The 16164-nt window shown below is 70.9% G+C and carries 12 protein-coding genes and 2 tRNA genes; 2 read left to right on the plus strand and 12 right to left on the minus strand.

Annotated features, from left to right (window positions below; translation table 11 throughout):
• Positions 1-12: 12 nt before the first annotated feature.
• The 7 genes from nrfD to I8D64_RS12805 form a co-directional block, all read right to left on the minus strand.
• Complete coding sequence (gene nrfD / locus I8D64_RS12775; protein WP_200503176.1) at positions 13-1128, minus strand: NrfD/PsrC family molybdoenzyme membrane anchor subunit; 1116 nt, start codon at positions 1126-1128, stop codon at positions 13-15.
• Positions 1125-2141, minus strand: coding sequence for a 4Fe-4S dicluster domain-containing protein (locus I8D64_RS12780; protein WP_200503177.1), 1017 nt, complete (start codon positions 2139-2141; stop codon positions 1125-1127). The genes nrfD and I8D64_RS12780 overlap by 4 nt, the downstream gene beginning before the upstream one ends.
• On the minus strand, positions 2141-5560 hold the full coding sequence (gene fdh, locus I8D64_RS12785; RefSeq protein WP_200503178.1) for a formate dehydrogenase: 3420 nt from the start codon (positions 5558-5560) through the stop codon (positions 2141-2143). Before fdh ends, I8D64_RS12780 begins: the two co-directional genes overlap by 1 nt.
• Positions 5561-5685: 125 nt before the next feature.
• Complete coding sequence (locus I8D64_RS12790) at positions 5686-6099, minus strand: chorismate mutase (protein ID WP_200503179.1); 414 nt, start codon at positions 6097-6099, stop codon at positions 5686-5688.
• 24 nt (positions 6100-6123) lie between these two features.
• Entirely contained in the window at positions 6124-7533 is a 1410-nt protein-coding gene (clpX, locus tag I8D64_RS12795) for an ATP-dependent Clp protease ATP-binding subunit ClpX (protein WP_200503180.1), read from the minus strand.
• A gap of 217 nt (positions 7534-7750) precedes the next feature.
• On the minus strand, positions 7751-8401 hold the full coding sequence (locus I8D64_RS12800) for an ATP-dependent Clp protease proteolytic subunit (RefSeq protein WP_200503280.1): 651 nt from the start codon (positions 8399-8401) through the stop codon (positions 7751-7753).
• Between the two features lie 106 nt (positions 8402-8507).
• On the minus strand, positions 8508-9122 hold the full coding sequence (locus I8D64_RS12805) for an ATP-dependent Clp protease proteolytic subunit (RefSeq protein WP_200503181.1): 615 nt from the start codon (positions 9120-9122) through the stop codon (positions 8508-8510).
• 516 nt (positions 9123-9638) lie between these two features.
• Here I8D64_RS12805 and I8D64_RS12810 point away from each other — a divergent pair.
• Positions 9639-10457 carry a C40 family peptidase gene (locus tag I8D64_RS12810; protein ID WP_200503182.1) on the plus strand — a complete coding sequence of 273 codons (819 nt, stop codon included), beginning with the start codon at positions 9639-9641 and terminating at the stop codon, positions 10455-10457.
• A gap of 696 nt (positions 10458-11153) precedes the next feature.
• Here the strand turns inward: I8D64_RS12810 and tig are convergent.
• On the minus strand, positions 11154-12857 hold the full coding sequence (gene tig / locus I8D64_RS12815; RefSeq protein ID WP_200503183.1) for a trigger factor: 1704 nt from the start codon (positions 12855-12857) through the stop codon (positions 11154-11156).
• A gap of 88 nt (positions 12858-12945) precedes the next feature.
• Positions 12946-13019: transfer RNA gene (locus tag I8D64_RS12820), tRNA-Pro, on the minus strand.
• A gap of 241 nt (positions 13020-13260) precedes the next feature.
• Here I8D64_RS12820 and I8D64_RS12825 point away from each other — a divergent pair.
• A tRNA-Gly gene (locus tag I8D64_RS12825) sits at positions 13261-13331 on the plus strand.
• Positions 13332-13464: 133 nt separating this feature from the next.
• Here the strand turns inward: I8D64_RS12825 and I8D64_RS12830 are convergent.
• From I8D64_RS12830 to I8D64_RS12840, 3 genes are all read right to left on the minus strand, one after another.
• Positions 13465-13917, minus strand: a complete 453-nt coding sequence (locus I8D64_RS12830; protein WP_200503184.1) for a hypothetical protein — start codon at positions 13915-13917, stop codon at positions 13465-13467.
• A gap of 97 nt (positions 13918-14014) precedes the next feature.
• Positions 14015-14818, minus strand: coding sequence for a family 1 encapsulin nanocompartment shell protein (locus tag I8D64_RS12835; protein WP_200503185.1), 804 nt, complete (start codon positions 14816-14818; stop codon positions 14015-14017).
• Positions 14815-16029 (minus strand): Dyp-type peroxidase, encoded by a 1215-nt coding sequence (locus tag I8D64_RS12840; protein WP_343068577.1) that lies wholly within the window; start codon positions 16027-16029, stop codon positions 14815-14817. The genes I8D64_RS12835 and I8D64_RS12840 overlap by 4 nt, the downstream gene beginning before the upstream one ends.
• Between the last annotated feature and the right edge of the window lie 135 nt (positions 16030-16164).

The following is a 16164-nucleotide window of genomic DNA, read 5'->3' on the forward strand; positions in this document are numbered from 1 at the left end:
GCGCCGATCCGTTCACCACCCGGTGGTGATCGAGTCGTCCGTGATGCCGGCGGCCCGGCGCTTCTCGAGGCGGTCCTTCTGCGGGATCATCACGCGCCGCGGGTCCTTCACCGACTCGTGGCCGGCGTGCAGGACGCCGAAGCGGGTGAGGGCGGAGGCTCCCGCGAGGGCCAGGCCGCTCGCGACGGCCACGGTCCGGCTGCGGCGCGCCAGCAGCGTGCCGATGCCGCCGGCGACCGCGAGGCGCTCGGCCCAGGTGAGCAGCTTGCCGGGAGTGCCCTCCTCGAGGGGCTCGGACTCCAGCGGGTGCATCCTCGACTTCGTGAAGTGCATGCCGACGATGTCGCCGATGACGCCCGCCGCGGCGAGCAGGCGCGCCGGGCCGGCGTTCTTCTGCGAGGTGAGCGCCATCGCCATGCCGCCTGCGGCGAGGCTCGCCGAGGAGACGAACACGAAGGGCAGGCCGTGGCGGGCCGCGTTCCAGGTCGGCACGGCGGTGTCGCCCAGCAGCACGGCGGTGTACGCGGCGAGCGGCGCGCCCATGACGCCCTGGAGGACGGCCGACGGCCCCTCCGCCAGACGCAGCAGCGGACGCAGCGGCCCGAAGGGCAGGCGCTCGCCCGTCAGGCGGTCCACCTCGTTGGCCGCGGTCATCGCGGCGCCGCTCGCGTACGAGCTGAGGATCCAGGTGCCCAGGCTCATCGGGGAGCTGACCTTGAACACGCGCATCATGTGCAGGAAGCGCTCGGGCCGGCCAAGGTCGATGACGAGCGCGGGCGTGCCGACGCCCACGGCGGCGATCGCGACCAGGCGGGCGCTGCGGCGCAGCTCGGTGTTCCCGGTGAGCGCGGCGCCGGCCTGGAGCAGCCCGGAGGCACCCGCGAGTCCGCCCACGAACAGGTAGATCCCGATGGGGGTCTCCCACGGCGGGGCCTTCACGACGGGACGGCCGTAGTAGGACTCGAACTCGACGTCCTCGACCATCGCCATCTCGCGCGAGCCGTCGCCGCCGCTCTCGGTCAGGTCGCGACGGCGCTTCCCCTTGCCGCCGGGGCCGGCGCCCCGGCCGCCGCGCCGACGGCGCGGGGGCTCGGGCGGGCGGTACTCGTCGTACTCGGAATGGGTCACCGACGTCCTCCCAGGAACGCGAGAGCGGTCGCGACCAGCATGCCGCCCATGGCGACGGCCGCGGTGCGGTACATGTGCGGCAGGTCGGCCGTGGGCACCTGCGGGTCCGGCGGCAGGCCGTAGACCTCGGGCTCGTCCAGCAGCAGGAACACCGATCCGGTGCCGCCCACGCCGTCCTCCGGGTTCGCGCCGTACAGGCGCGCCTCGGTCATGCCCTGCGCGTGCAGCTGGGCGACGCGCTCATGCGCCTGCTCGACCATGTCGGAGCGGTCCCCGAACTTGATGGACGTGGTGGGGCAGGTCTTCGCGCACGCGGGCTCCTCGCCCTCGACCAGCCGGTCGTAGCACAGGGTGCACTTGTTCGCGGTGCCCTTGTTCGGCACCTCCTGCTGCACGCGGCCGCGATCCTCCTTCGGGGAGACCGTGCCGTCGTCGCGCCGCTCGATGACGCCGAAGGGGCAGCCGCCGACGCAGGTGCCGCAGCCGTTGCAGATGTCGGACTGCACCACCACGGTGCCGAACTCGGTGCGGAACAGGGCCCCGGTGGGGCACACGTCCAAGCAGCCGGCGTGCGTGCAGTGCTTGCACACGTCCGAGGACATCAGCCACCGGAACTCCGGGGTGTCCGGGGGCGTGGTGTCCACCCCGGTGAAGTCCTCCCCCGCGCGCCCGCCGGGCGCGGCGGCGCCGCTGCGGGGCCCGATCGTGGGCATCCCCAGGGAGACGAGCTTGCGCCCCGACTCGCGGGCCTCCTCGATGCGGTCCTTCTTCTGCTCGACGAAGGCCACGTGGCGCCAGGTGTTCGCCCCCAGCGAGCCCGTGTTGTCGTAGGAGGAGCCCAGGATCTTCAGGTCGCCGTCCTGCGGGTTGCGGTTCCACTCCTTGCACGCGACCTCACAGGCCTTGCAGCCGATGCAGATCGAGGTGTCGGTGAAGAACCCCTTGCGCGCGTGGTCATGACCCCACCCGGAGTCCGCGGCAGGGTTCTCCTCGGGTCCGGACAGCAGTCCCATCAGTCCTCCTCCGTTCCGGTGGTGCGCTGGTCCTCGCCGCCGCTCTCGTGGCGCGGCAGGTCGAACGTCTCCTCGATCGACTCCCCGCTCTGCAGGTCGATGTCCTGCCTCTCGGTGCCCTCGGGGAAGTCGGGCGCCGTGAGCAGCTGGTCGCCGGTGTCGAGCTGGAGCCCGGCGCGGCGCTGGAGCTCCTCGACCAGCTCCTGGCGCGCGGCTCCTCGGGGCCGACGGCCGGGCCGGATCGCGCAGGCCGTGACCTTGGAGTTCTGGATCTGCGTGTTCGCATCCAGGTTCATCGCGATGAGGTCGTTGACGCTGTCGCCCTCGACGACCGCGTGCGTCCCCTGCGCCCAGTGGTAGGGCAGTCCGATCTGGTGCACCGTGCGACCGGAGATCGTCAGCGGCGTCATCCTCTCGGTGACCAGGGCGATCGCCTCGATCGCGGCGCGCGGCGAGATGATCGTGGCCCAGCCGTAGGGCTCGATGCCCACCTCCGCGGCGAGCTCCGGGGAGATCTCGCAGAACAGCTGCGGCTGGAGCTCGGCGAGATAGGGCAGCCAGCGGCTCATGCCGCCCGCCGTGTGGTGCTCGGTGACGCGGTAGGTCGAGAAGTAGTACGGGTACACCTCCTCGCGGGCGTCCCCCGTCATCCCCGGCGCGTTGAGGTTGTCGCGGTCCTGGATGAACTCGCGCGTCGGGTTCGCCTGCTGCGGGTAAAGCGGGTTCGGGATCGAGGAGTCCACGGGCTCGTAATGGGTCGGGAGCGGCCCGTCGACGAGTCCCGTCGGCGCGAACAGCCAGCCGCGCCCGTCGGACTGCATGACGAACGCATCGTTGCCGGCCAGGCCCTTCGCCCCGCCCGCCTCGACGTCACCCGGATCGTGCGGGGCCTTGTCGGCGGGGAAGTCCGGGACGTCGGGGCCGGCCCACTTCTCCGCCGTCTCGTCCCACCACAGCAGCTTCTTGCGCTCGCTCCAGGGCTTGCCGTCGGCGTCGGCCGAGGCGCGGTTGTAGAGGATGCGCCGGTTCATCGGCCAGGCCCATCCCCACTCGTGGGCGAACTCGTCCTGCTCGTACCCGGGCTTCTTGCGGGCGGCCTGGTTGATGCCGTCGGCATAGACACCGGCGTAGATCCAGCAGCCGCCGGACGTCGAGCCGTCGTCGGCCATCTCCGTGTAGCCGCTGAGTGGCTGCCCGACCTTCGGGCCGGTCTCATGGCGGCCGTTGATCTCGGCGATCACGGCCTCCGGGTCGACCTCGCCCTCCTCGTCCACGGGGTAGTCCCAGGTGAGGTCGAGAAGCGGCCGGTCGCGCGGATCGGTCGACCCCCGGAGCTTCTCGCGGATGCGATGGCCGAGCTCATAGAGGAACTCGAGCTCGCTCTGCGCGTCGCCCGGCGGATCCACGGCCTTCTCGCGCCACTGCACGAGGCGCTGGGTCTGGGTGAAGGAGCCGGCCTTCTCGGTGTGGTTCGCCGCCGGCAGGAAGAACATCTCGGTGCCGATGTCCTCCGTGCGCAGCTCGCCCGAGTCGATCTCCGGCCCCTCCTTCCACCAGGTGGCGGACTCGATCATGGAGAAGTCCCGCACCACCATCCACTTCAGGTGGGACATGCCCAGGCGCTGCATGCGGCCGTTCGCCGATCCCACCGCCGGGTTCTGCCCCAGCAGGAAGTACCCGTCCACGCCGTCGTCGAGCATCCGCATCAGCGTCTGGTAGGTGCCGGCCGGGCCGTCGAGCCGCGGCAGGTAGTCGAAGGCGAAGTCGTTCTCCGCGGTGGCGTGCTCGCCCCACCACGCCTTGAGCAGGTTCACGGCGTAGGTGCGCGACTCGGCCCAGAAGCCCTTCTGCTCCTTGCGGCCGATGGAGTCCGCGTAGGTCTGGAAATCGTCGTGCGCGCCCGCCTTGGGCATGGGCAGATAGCCCGGCAGCAGGTTGAACAGCGTCGGGATGTCCGTCGACCCCTGGATGGTGGCGTGGCCGCGCAGCGCCATGATGCCGCTGCCCGGTCGGCCCACGTTCCCCATCAGCAGCTGCAGCATCGCCGCGGTGCGGATGAACTGGGCGCCGCCCACGTGCTGGGTCCAGCCGACCGCGTATGCGAAGCACGTGGTGCGCTCGCGACCGGAGTTCTCCACGAGCGCGCGGGCGAGGTAGTCGAAGTCCGCGCGGGAGATGCCGCAGGCCTCGGTCACCATCTCCGGGGTGTACCGGGAGTAGTGGCGCTTGAGGATCTGGAGGACCGTGCGCGGATCCTGCAGGGTCTCGTCGCGCGCGGGGATGCCGTGCTCGAGCGGCGGGCCGCCCGATCCGAACGCCTCGCCGGCGCCGGCGCGGCCGGCGGTCCAGTGGGATCCCTCCTGGCCCTCGAAGGCGCTCGCGTCGGCGACCTTCCCGTCCTCCCCCGGAGCGGAGTACGCCCAGGACGCGGGGTCGTAGGTCCCGGTCTCCGGGTCGTAGCCGGAGAACAGGCCCTCGAGGTCCTCGGTGTCCAGGAACTCCTCGGAGATGATCGTGGAGGCGTTGGTGTACGCCAGCACGTAGTCCTTGAAGTACAGGTCGTTGCTCAGCACATGATTGATGAGCGCTCCCAACAGCACGACGTCACTGCCGGCGCGCGTGGGGATGTGCTTGTGCGCATTGGCCGAGGTGCGCGTGAATCGCGGATCCACGTGGATGATCGTGGCTCCGCGAGACTTCGCCTCCATCACCCACTGGAAGCCCACGGGATGGGCCTCGGCCATGTTCGAGCCCTGGATGATGATGCAATCCGCGTTGGCCATGTCCTGGAGGGACTGGGTGGCGCCTCCGCGTCCGAACGAGGCTCCCAGACTGGGAACCGTGGCGGAGTGTCATATGCGCGCCTGGTTCTCCATCTGGATCGCGCCCGCGGCCGTGAACAGCTTCTTGGCGAGGTAGTTCTCCTCGTTGTCGATGGTCGCGCCGCCGAGGCTCGCGATGCCCATCGTGCGGCGCAGGGCGTGGCCCTTGTCGTCGACGTCCTCCCAGTGGTTGCGGCGCGCCTCGAGGAAGCGGTCGGCGATCATGTCGATCGCGGTGTCGCGGTTGAGGTCCTCCCACTCGGTCCCGTAGGGGCGGCGGTAGCGCACCGTGGTGATGCGGCGCGGGGAGTTCACGAGCTGCTCGCTCGCCGATCCCTTCGGGCACAGGCGACCGCGCGAGATCGGCGAGGCGGGGTCGCCCTCGATCTGCGTGACCTTGCCGTCCTTCGAGTAGACGAGCTGGCCGCAGCCGACGGCGCAGTACGGGCACACGCTGTGCGCGACGTGGTCGGCCTCGGCCGTGCGTGGCGTGATGCTGCGGGTGCGCTTCGAGGTCACGGAGGTTCCGCGGCCGAGCACGTCGCCGTCGCGCAGCTGGCGCACCACCGGCCACTCGAGGAAGCTGAAGCGGGGCATGCCCCGATGCTACTCCGGCGAAACGCCTCTTCGCGGCCGCATCAGCCGAGATTCTGACGTCGTGTCAGGCCTGGTGGCCGCGACCCGTGGCCGACGGCGGGGTGACGGGCGGATCGGCCGACGGATCAGGTGGCGTCCTCGCCCCGGATCTGCTCGTGGTGGCGGATCACCTCGGTGACGATGAACTTCAGGAAGGACTCGGCGAACACGGGGTCCAGACCGGATTCCTGGGCGAGCGCGCGCAGGCGGGCGACCTGCTGCTCCTCCCGACGGGGATCGGCGGGCGGCAGGCCGTGCTCGGCCTTCAGCCGGCCCACGCGCTGGGTGTGGCGGAAGCGCTCGGCGAGCAGGTTCACGAGCGCCGCATCGATATTGTCGATGCTCGAGCGCTCCTCGGCGAGCAGGGCGCGGGCGCGCTCGACGGCCTCGGGCGAGCCCGCCGCGTCGGCCGCTGCCCCTGCGTCAGCGGCACCGGTGGCCTCGGCCCGGATCTCGCTCGCACGCACGTCGGGCGGGGTGGTGTCCTCGTGGCGCGTCATGGTCGCGTCTCCCTCGTGCGCCGCTCAGGCGCTCTGCTCGTGGCGGTCCTCGGACTCGCGCTCGACCTCGGCGGTGGTGACCATGAGCGGGGCGCGGCCATCCGTCACCACGCCCTCGGTGATGACCACGCGGGCGATGTCGCGCCGCGAGGGCACCTCGAACATGACCGCCTGCAGGGTCTCCTCGAGGATCGCGCGCAGTCCGCGCGCACCGGTGCCGCGGTCGATCGCGCGCTCGGCGATGGCCTCGAGGGCGCTGCGCTCGAAGTCGAGCTCGACGCCGTCGAGCTCGAACATCTTCTGGTACTGCTTGACCAGGGCGTTCTTGGGCTCGGTGAGGATCTGGATGAGGGCCTCGCGATCCAGGTTCGCCACGCTCGTGAGCACGGGCAGGCGACCGATGAACTCGGGGATCAGCCCGAACTTCAGCAGGTCCTCGGGCAGCAGCTTGGAGTAGATCTCCGACTGCTCCATGGGCGCGTGCAGCTCCGCGCCGAAGCCGATGCCGCGCTTGCCGATGCGCGAGCCGATGATGTCCTCCATCCCGGCGAAGGCACCGGCCACGATGAACAACACGTTCGTCGTGTCGATCTGGATGAACTCCTGGTGGGGGTGCTTGCGCCCGCCCTGCGGCGGCACCGCGGCGACCGTCCCCTCGAGGATCTTCAGCAGCGCCTGCTGCACGCCCTCGCCGGAGACGTCCCGGGTGATCGACGGGTTCTCGGCCTTGCGGCCGATCTTGTCGACCTCGTCGATGTAGATGATGCCTCGCTCAGCCTTGGCGACGTCGTAGTCGGCGGCCTGGAGCAGCTTGAGCAAGATGTTCTCGACGTCCTCGCCCACGTAGCCGGCCTCGGTGAGCGCCGTGGCGTCGGCCATCGCGAAGGGCACGTCGAGCAGGCGCGCGAGGGTCTGGGCGAGGTAGGTCTTGCCGCATCCGGTGGGGCCGACGATCAGCACGTTGGACTTGGCGACCTCGACCTCCTCCTCGCTGCTCTCCGCATCGTCCTCGGCGGCGGGGGCCGCACCGGAGGCGCCCGCGCGAGCCGGACCCTTCGATCCCTTGGCCGGGGTCGCGTCCTTCGACGTGCCGGCGACGGCCGGCCCCTGGGTCGCCTCCGCGGCGGCCTCCTGGGCGCGCACGCGCTTGTAGTGGTTGTAGACGGCGACCGAGAGGGCCTTCTTGGCGGGGTCCTGGCCGACGACGTACTGCTGCAGGAAGTCGAAGATCTCCCGCGGGCTGGGCAGGGGTGCGGGCTCCTCGGCGGCGGGCTTGGCGGCCTGGACCTCCTCGGCGATGATCTCGTTGCACAGCTCGATGCACTCCTCGCAGATGTACACCTGCGGGCCCGAGATCAGGCGCTCCACCTGCTTCTGCGACTTGCCGCAGAAGGAGCACTTGAACACGTCGGCTCCGTCGCTCATGCGCGCCATGTCCGTCCTCTTCCCTTTCCGGTCGGGCCGTGTGCGGCTCGTGCCGCCGCGGCCGCTGCCGCACGCGGACGGCGTCCGCGTGCATCAACGGTAGCCCAGCGCGCTCCCGCGTCGTGGGAGACGCGCGGCCCCGGGGTCACGAAGTCCGCGGCCGCGCGCCGTGCGTTATGCACCAAGTGGGGCTGGTGCTGCTGGGGTGCTTCTCGGTCGCGCCGGCTCAGCGGGAGAGCTGGCCGGGTGCGTCCTTCCGCGAGGCCAGGACCTGGTCGACCAGGCCGTACTCGAGGGCGCCCTGGGCGGTGAGGATCTTGTCGCGCTCGATGTCGCGGTTGACGTCCTCGGCCGCGCGGCCCGTGTGGTGGGCGAGCGTGGTCTCGAGCCACTCGCGCATGCGCAGGATCTCGTTGGCCTGGATCTCGATGTCCGAGGCCTGGCCGCCGCCCTGTCCGCCCATCGCGGGCTGGTGGATGAGGATGCGAGCGTTGGGCAGCGCGAGGCGCTTGCCGGGCGCGCCCGCCGCCAGCAGCACGGCCGCCGCGGAGGCCGCCTGCCCGAGGCACACCGTGGTGATGTCGGGCTTGATGTACTGCATGGTGTCGTAGATCGCGGTGAGCGCGGTGAACGAGCCGCCGGGGCTGTTGATGTACAGCGTGATGTCGCGGTCGGGGTCCTGGGACTCGAGCACGAGCAGCTGCGCCATGACGTCGTCGGCCGAGGCGTCGTCGACCTGGACGCCCAGGAAGATGATGCGGTCCTCGAACAGCTTGGTGTAGGGGTCCTGGCGCTTGAAGCCGTACGCCGTGCGCTCCTCGTACTGGGGCAGGACGTAGCGGGAGGACGGCATCGGCCCGGCCTGCGCGATGGGCATGCCGGCGCCTGCCTGGGGGGCGAAGCGGGGATCGAAGGTCACGTGGTGCTCCTTGGGTGGTTCGTGAAGACGGTTCGGGTGCGACGGATGCGGGCCGACGGGCGGCTCAGTCGTCGGTCCCGCCCCCGCCGCTGACGTCGTCCGCACGGGTGACGATCCCGTCGATGAAGCCGTACTCGAGGGCCTCGGGAGCGGTGAACCAGTGGTCGCGGTCGCCGTCGGCGATGATCTGCTCGACACTCTTGCCGGTCTGCTCGGCGGTCAGCTCCGCCATCTGCTTCTTCATGGACAGGATCAGATCCGCCTGGATCTTGATCTCGCTCGCGGTTCCGCCGAGGCCGCCCAGCGGCTGGTGCATCAGCACGCGGGTGTTCGGGGTCGCGTAGCGCTTGCCGGGCGTGCCGGAGGACAGCAGGAACTGGCCCATCGAGGCCGCCATGCCCATGGCGATGGTGACGACGTCGGGCTGGATGTACTGCATGGTGTCGTAGATGGCCATGCCGGCGGTGATGGAGCCGCCGGGGCTGTTGATGTAGAGGTAGATGTCCTTCTCGGGATCCTCCGCCGCGAGCAGCAGGAGCTTGGCGCAGATGGCGTTGGAGTTGTCGTCGCGCACGTCCTCCCCGAGCCAGACGATGCGCTCGCGCAGCAGGCGCTGATAGACGTTGTCGTCCAGTCCCATGGGGGTGTCGCCCGAGGCGTTGCGGGGCTGCGAGGTCATGGATTACTCCTTAGAGGGGCCGACTTCTCGATGGGGTCGACTCTATGTCGGGCGCCCGCTCCCCCGGCATGCTGTTCGCCGCAGGCGCACACCCGGGCCCCGACCCATGGGGGCCGGTCGGCGGACCGGGACGGCCCCGCGGGCTCGCCGGCGCGGGGCACGATCGGCCGGCCGACGAGGACCCGACCGCCCCTCCCACGAAGGTGCTGACGCGTCGGCCGACGAGGGGCCGCCCGCGGAGCGGGTCACGCCCTCCGCCGCCCGGCGGTAAAGGAGCCTCCCTGCCTGGCCATGAAGGGTCCGCGCTTTCCCAAGGACTGGCAAAGGAGCCGGTCGGGGTGCACCAAACCGCTGGCCCCGACTATTCCGCGCGCCTAGTCTCAAAGTGCCGGACGAAGCAGAGGCCTTCCCCGCCCGCAGCGCCGAGCACCCCGCACCGTTCATCCAGTACCGGATGAGGACCCTGCACGCCGCCATCCGACCCCCTGGATGAGACCCGGAAGGACCCCGCCTCACATGGCCCAGAAGAACACGCACCGCGCCGCCGGCCGCGCCGTCACCCCGATCAGCGCCTCCTCGGCCGCGGTCCGCACCGCGAGCGGCGCCGCCGTCCTCGGCACGGTCCTCGTCGGCTCGGCCTTCACCATGCAGGGCGCGACCGCGCAGACCGCCCCCGCCGCCCCGGCGCAGAACACCGCGAGCGCGAGCACCGCCAAGGCGACCGTGACCACCGCGGCCTCCGCCAAGAGCACCTCGCTCAGCGCCGGCGCGACCCTGTTCTCGGGCGTCCGCGGCGAGCGGGTCTCCGCCCTCCAGGCCTCTCTCAACGATCACGGCGCCCACCTCGCCGTGGACGGCGTGTTCGGCACCAAGACCAACGCCGCCGTGCGCGATTTCCAGTCGACCAACGGCCTGCGCGTCGACGGCCGCGTCGGCCCCGAGACCCGCGGCGCCCTGAACGGCGGCTCCTCCTCGAGCGTCTCCAGCTCCTCCTCGAGCACCTCCGGCTCCTCGATCGTCGCGGCCGCGCGCTCGCAGATCGGCGTCCACTACAGCTGGGGCTCCTCGAACCCGTCCAACGGCCTCGACTGCTCGGGCCTGACCACCTACGCCTACTCGCAGGCCGGCAAGTCCCTGCCGCGCACCTCGAGCGGCCAGGCGGCCGGCGGCACCCGCATCTCCCAGTCGCAGGCCCAGCCCGGCGACATCGTCCACTGGCCCGGTCACGTCGGCATCTACGCCGGCAACAACAAGGTCATCGACGCCTCCGGCTCCCGCCAGCAGGTCATCGAGCGCACCATCTGGGGCAGCCCGACCTTCATCTCCTACCGCTGATCGAGCGGGCCCTCCGCGGCCCGACGATCACCACGGCAGCACGGAACGGGGCGGCACCGCACAGGTGCCGCCCCGTTCTGCATGTGCGCGCTCGTGGTGGAGGGACGCGCGGGTGTGGGGCAGGAATGGGGCGGGCGCGTGGGCGTGAGGCCGGAGCGGGCGTACGGGCCGGAGCACGGGGCCCGCGTGCGGTCCGGCGCACGGGTGGCGTGCGGCAGATGCAGAGATCCGGATGCGGCAGATGCAGGGCGCGGATGTCACGGAGCGGCGTATACCGGACGTCTCTGCCATATCTGGCAGAGACGTCCGGTACACGCCGCTGGAGCACATCGTCCCGCACTCACGGAGCAGGCATCAGCGCCGGGCACGACCCGTCAGCACGACCGTCAGCACGACCCGTCGCACGCCGCCCCACAGCGCGAGCTCGCACGGCGGGATGCAGGGACTGGAGCCGGACCGATGCGGGACGGGGAGCCCCCCCGGGGATGCGACCGTGCGCGCTGCCGTTCTCCTGACCGCTCCGGCCACTCTCCCCCTCCGGAGCACCGACGCACCGACCCCGGCGCACCCGGGCACACCCGGGCACAGTCCACGGCACAGGGAACGGGCCGCCCGCCCGCTCACAACCCCGGGCGGCCCCGTCCCTGTGCCCCGGCGCGTCTCAGAAGACGCGGCCCGGGCGGTGTCCTGCGAGGATCACTTGTCCTCGGCGGACTCCTCAGTCTTCTTGGCCGCCGCGGACTTGGCCGACGTCGCCTTGGAGGCGGCGGGCTTCTTGGCGGCCGTCGACTTCGACGCGGTGGTCTTGGTCGAGGCGGACTTCGACGCGGTCGTCTTGGAGGCGGCCGTCTTCGAGGTCGTGGACTTCGCGGCAGTCGTCTTCTTGGCGGCGGTCGAAGCGGTCGACTTCGCGGCGGTGCTCTTCTTGGCCGGGGCCTTCTTCGCCGGCGCCTTCTCCTCGCCCTCGGCGTCCTCCGCCGCGGCGGTGGACTTCGAGGCGGTCGACTTCGAGGCGGTCGCCTTGGTGGCCGGAGCCTTCTTGGCGGGGGCCTTCTTGGCCGGAGCCTTCTTCGCAGGAGCCTTCTCGGCCTCCTCGCCCTCGGCGTCGGCATCCGCCTCGGCGGCGTCGGCCTTGGTCAGCCCCAGGTCGAGCACGTCGCCGGCGGTGTTCTTCACCGTGATGTCGGCGAGGGCCACGTCGAGGGCCTTGGAGCGCTGGGCCTCGGCGAAGACCTGCTCGAGCTGGCCGGACTGCGCCAGCATCGAGATGAGCTGGTTGGGGTCGATGCCGTACTGGGCGCCGAGCTGGCTCAGGTAGGACATGAGGTCCTCCTGCTCCACCTGGACCTCGCGGGTCTCGTTGAGAGCGTCGAGCACGAACTGCGCGCGGATGCCGGAGATCGTGTCCTCGCGGATCTCCTCCGCGTGCGGGTCGCCGGGCTCCTTGCCCTCGTTCTCGAGGTGCTGGGCGATCTCGTCCTCGACGAGCTGATCCGGGACCGGCAGGTCCAGGTCCGCGACGAGCTTGTCGAGGAAGGCGTTGCGGGCCAGGGCCACACGGTTGCCCTCGGCGTCCTTCGCGGCCTGCTCCTTGAGGTCGGCCTTGAGCTCGTCGATGGTGTCGAACTCGGAGGCCATCTCGGCGAACTCGTCGTCGGCCTCGGGCAGCTCGCGCACCTTCACGCTCTGGGCGGTGACGGTGATGTCCGCGTCCTCGCCGGCGCGGTCGCCGCCGGCGAGCTTCGAGGTGAAGGTCGTGGTCTCGCCGCCGGACAGGCCGATGAGAGCCTCGTCCAGGCCCTCGAGCATGTTGCCCTCGCCGATGTGGTATGAGACGCCCTCAACGGACTCGACCTCCTCGTCACCGACCTTCGCGGTCATGTCGAGGGAGACGAAGTCGCCGTCCTGCGCGGGACGGTCGACGCCCACGAGGGTGCCGAAGCGCTCGCGCAGCGCGTCCAGGCGCACCTGCACGGCGTCGTCGTCGACCGTGGGCTCCTCGATCTCGACGACCACGTCGGAGAGCTCGGGGAGGGTGAAGTCGGGGCGCACGTCCTGCTGGACGGTGAAGTTGAGGTCACCGGCGTCGGTGCCGTCCAGGCCCGGGATCTCGGTGACCTCGACCTCGGGACGGCCCAGCGGGCGGATCTCCGCCTCGGTCGCGGCCTTCTGGTAGAAGTCCGGCAGGGCGTCGTTCACGGCCTCCTGCATGATCGCCGGGCGACCGAAGCGCTGCTCGACCAGGCGCGTGGGGACCTTGCCCTTGCGGAAGCCCGGGATCTGCACCTGCTCGGCGATCTTCTTCGTTGCCGCCTCGACGGCCGGCTTCAGCTCGTCGAACGGCACAGCGACGGTGAGCTTCACCCGGGTCGGGCTGAGCTTCTCGACTTCGGTCTTCACGTGCAGGTCTCCCTGAGGTCTATCGGTGTTCTGGACTTGTCCGGTGGCGCCGCCCGGTGACTCGGCACGGTGGCGACCCAGCCGCGGGTCGGGGTGACAGGATTTGAACCTGCGGCATCCCGCCCCCAAAGCGGGTGCTCTACCAAGCTGAGCTACACCCCGGAGGGCAACCCACCAGATCCTACCTGGTCGCTCCTGCACGCCCCCGGCCGCGTCCGGCACCTGTGATGGGAGACATGCCTCCGCGGGCCGACGCGTGGTGCGCCGCGGCCCGGACCTCTGGTCTAATAGGAGCGGCCGCACACGATGCAGCGCACCCCCGACGAGCCTCTCGGCTCCCGGTGGTCCGGTGTCCGAAAGCCCCCTGGACGGGGTGCCGAGGAACAGCATCTGCGCTGGTCACGCGGGCGTAGCTTAATGGTAAAGCCTCAGTCTTCCAAACTGATGACGCGGGTTCGATTCCCGTCGCCCGCTCTCCACGGACCGGCCGGTCGAGCAGCTCTCGTGCTCGGCCGGCCGGTTCTTCCATGTCTGCCCCCGGAGCGCTCTCGGGACCCTGACGCCCGAGCCGCGGGCCCCGGCGTCCGGTACCCGGCGCGGGTCGCGCTCAGGACCTCCCGGCCCGCAGGAACGGGATCGCCGGGATCCAGAAGACCTTGCCGGTGAGCGAGAGGATCAGGCCGAGGATCGACACGACGATGTGGAACAGGGTGACGAGCCCCCAGAGGGAGATGGCCGTCCCGAGCGGGAAGAAGTCGTGCCCGTACGGCCCGTCCGCGAGGGTGAAGAGCAGCACGAAGTGCAGCGGCACGAGGATCAGCGTGATCACGAGGTAGGTGCCGCCCCAGTTCGCCGCGTTTCGCGCGTTGACGTGGGCGAGGCCGCCCTTGGTCCGCGAATGGGCGCCGACGACGAGCATCGTCACGCCGGCGATGACCGACGAGAAGAAGGGCACGAGAAGGAACACGAGCAGACCGAGGCCCCAGGCGAGCGCTCCACTCGGCGGGGCGGGCTGCGGCGGGGGGAAGCGGGGATCGTGGCTGGGAGGAGGCTGGGTCATGCCTCCAGGGTAGGAGGCGCAGGCATCCGTGCGTCCGACGCGCCTGCTGCCGGACGCCCGACTCCCGCCCCGGCCCTGCTCGGAACTCCCCGGCACCTCAGCTCTTCGCGAGCAGCGGGACCGCGGCCTCCGGCGTGAAGGAGAGGAACGTGATCGACTCCTGGAAGTAGAGCGTCACGGTGTCCGCGTCGTGGGCGGAGTAGCCGATCGACACGTCCTGGCCGATGGTCAGCTCGAAGTCGCCGCCGCGGCGCGAGAGCAGCACGCCGCCCTCGATCGCGGGAGCCCACACGATCGGCCCGTCGAGCACGCGCTTCAGGTGCTCGATGATCGGGTAGCCGTGGTTGGTGGTCTCGTTGACCTCGCGGTACGCGTCGGCGCTGAGGGCGAGCGCGTAGGGGCCGTCGATCGACTCCAGCCGCAGGGCCGTCATCGCCCGGGACACCGCGTCGGGGTAGTCGCGCACGTCCTGCGGCAGGTGGTGCGCGAGCGAGGTGGCCCCGGGGGTGATGCCGGTGATGTGCGCGCCGTCGAGGCCGTTGAAGATCGCGTGGTCCTCGGCGAGCGCGATGGTGCGGGCGGCGTCGACGACGGGGTCCCAGTCGGGGTCCTGCGCGCCGCGGTCGACGTCGTCGATCGCCTCGCGGCTGATGGTGAAGGGGACGGTGAGCTCCGTGATCGGCTGGGACTCGCGCAGACTCGCGCGCACGCCCTCGAGGCCCAGATCCACGCGGTGGCGGTGACCGGTGGTGACCGAGGCCAGGTCCAGGCCGTGGGGTCCGCTGACATCGACCAGGCGGCGCCCGGCGATATTGCGGCGGAACGAGCGCTTCGCCTCGTCCTCGATGTCCTCCCACGCCGCTGTGGAGATCGGCGCGAGTTCGCGATGCAGGTTGTTCATGGCATCTCCTTCGTCCCGGCGGTGCCGGGGTCGTGCGGGGCGGGGTCATGCGCGGCGGGAGCGAGAGGGGCTGGACAGTGAGAGGCGGCGGTGTGCGGAGCGGTCGGCTCGAGGGCCCCGATGCCCAGCGATCCCTCCGCTGGATCCGGCGGGGCGGGGGTGGCCGACGAGGGCACCTCGGCACCGTCGTCTCCCTCGGCCCCATCGGCCCCGTCGTCCACCTCGGCCCCGCCGGCCCCTTCGGCACCGTCGCCCGCGTCGCCCGGCGCGGGCGGGATGTCGTCGAGGAAATCGACGGTGGGGACGAAGAAGTGTGTGCCCGTGAGCGCGGTCGAGAAGTCCAGGAGCCGGTCGTGGTTCGTGCCCTCGGGGTCCCCCAGGAACATGTTGCGCAGCATCTGCTCGGTGACGTCGAGGTCGCGCGAGTAGCCGATGAAGTAGGTGCCGAACTCGTCGGCCGCGGCGCTGCCGAAGGGCATGTTGTCGCGCACGATCTTCAGCTGCGTGCCATCGGCGTCCTCGATGACGGTGAGCGCGGTGTGGGAGTCGGCGGGCTTCGTCTCGTCGTCCATCTCGACGTTGTCCCACTTGTGGCGGCCGATGGCGTCGGCCTGGTGCTCGACGGTGAGCCGCTCCCATCCCTCCATGTCGTGCACGTACTTCTGGACGGTCACATAGCTGCCACCGACGAAGACGGGGTCCGTGTCCTCGTCGAGGACCACGAACCGCTGCGCCTCCAGGCCCTCGGGGTTCTCGGTGCCGTCGACGAAGCCGATCACGTCGCGGGAGTCGAAGTAGCGGAACCCGTGGACCTCGTCCTGCACGGTGGTGAACGGGCGCAGCTGCCGCATGAGCTGGCCGGCGAGCTCGAAGCACACGTCCATGCGGTGGGCGCGGATGTGGAAGAGGAGGTCGCCGGGGGTCGACGGGGCGTCGTGCACCGTCCCGGACAGGGCAGGGAAGGTGCGCAGACCCTTCGGCGCGGGGCCGGAGAACAGGCGGGACCAGGCGCGGGCGCCGATGCCGACCACGCAGCCGAGGTCCGCCGCGACGATCCGCGAGCGCACGGTGCGAAGGGTCCCGGTGAAGCCGTCGAGGACCTCGCGCACGCCGTCCTCGCCGCCCTCGTCGACCGTGAGGACGAGGAAGATCGCCGACTCGGTGAGCGGCCTCAGGATCCTCTGCGGGATCGGTGCGCTCTGTTCGTCCACGTGCTGCGTCCTCCCGCTCGTCGACCGCGGAGCATGCGCGCCCCGTCCGCGTTCCAGGCTAGACCCTCACCCGGTGACGCCATGCAGGGTCCGCCCGAGGTGTTCGATGATCCCCGCCGCCGTGTCCGATTCCCG

Origin of the sequence: Brachybacterium halotolerans, assembly GCF_016623465.1 — a bacterium.
Classification (GTDB): Bacteria; Actinomycetota; Actinomycetes; order Actinomycetales; family Dermabacteraceae; genus Brachybacterium; species Brachybacterium halotolerans.

Bases quoted from the DNA above. Each gene is read 5' to 3' on its own strand.
- clpX (WP_200503180.1), bottom strand. From the start codon at position 7,533: ATGGCGCGCATGAGCGACGGAGCCGACGTGTTCAAGTGCTCCTTCTGC.
- I8D64_RS12810 (WP_200503182.1), top strand. From the start codon at position 9,639: ATGGCCCAGAAGAACACGCACCGCGCCGCCGGCCGCGCCGTCACCCCG.
- I8D64_RS12805 (WP_200503181.1), bottom strand. From the start codon at position 9,122: ATGACCTCGCAGCCCCGCAACGCCTCGGGCGACACCCCCATGGGACTG.
- I8D64_RS12780 (WP_200503177.1), bottom strand. From the start codon at position 2,141: ATGGGACTGCTGTCCGGACCCGAGGAGAACCCTGCCGCGGACTCCGGG.
- I8D64_RS12830 (WP_200503184.1), bottom strand. From the start codon at position 13,917: ATGACCCAGCCTCCTCCCAGCCACGATCCCCGCTTCCCCCCGCCGCAG.
- I8D64_RS12800 (WP_200503280.1), bottom strand. From the start codon at position 8,401: ATGCCCATCGCGCAGGCCGGGCCGATGCCGTCCTCCCGCTACGTCCTG.
- I8D64_RS12835 (WP_200503185.1), bottom strand. From the start codon at position 14,818: ATGAACAACCTGCATCGCGAACTCGCGCCGATCTCCACAGCGGCGTGG.
- I8D64_RS12790 (WP_200503179.1), bottom strand. From the start codon at position 6,099: ATGACGCGCCACGAGGACACCACCCCGCCCGACGTGCGTGCGAGCGAG.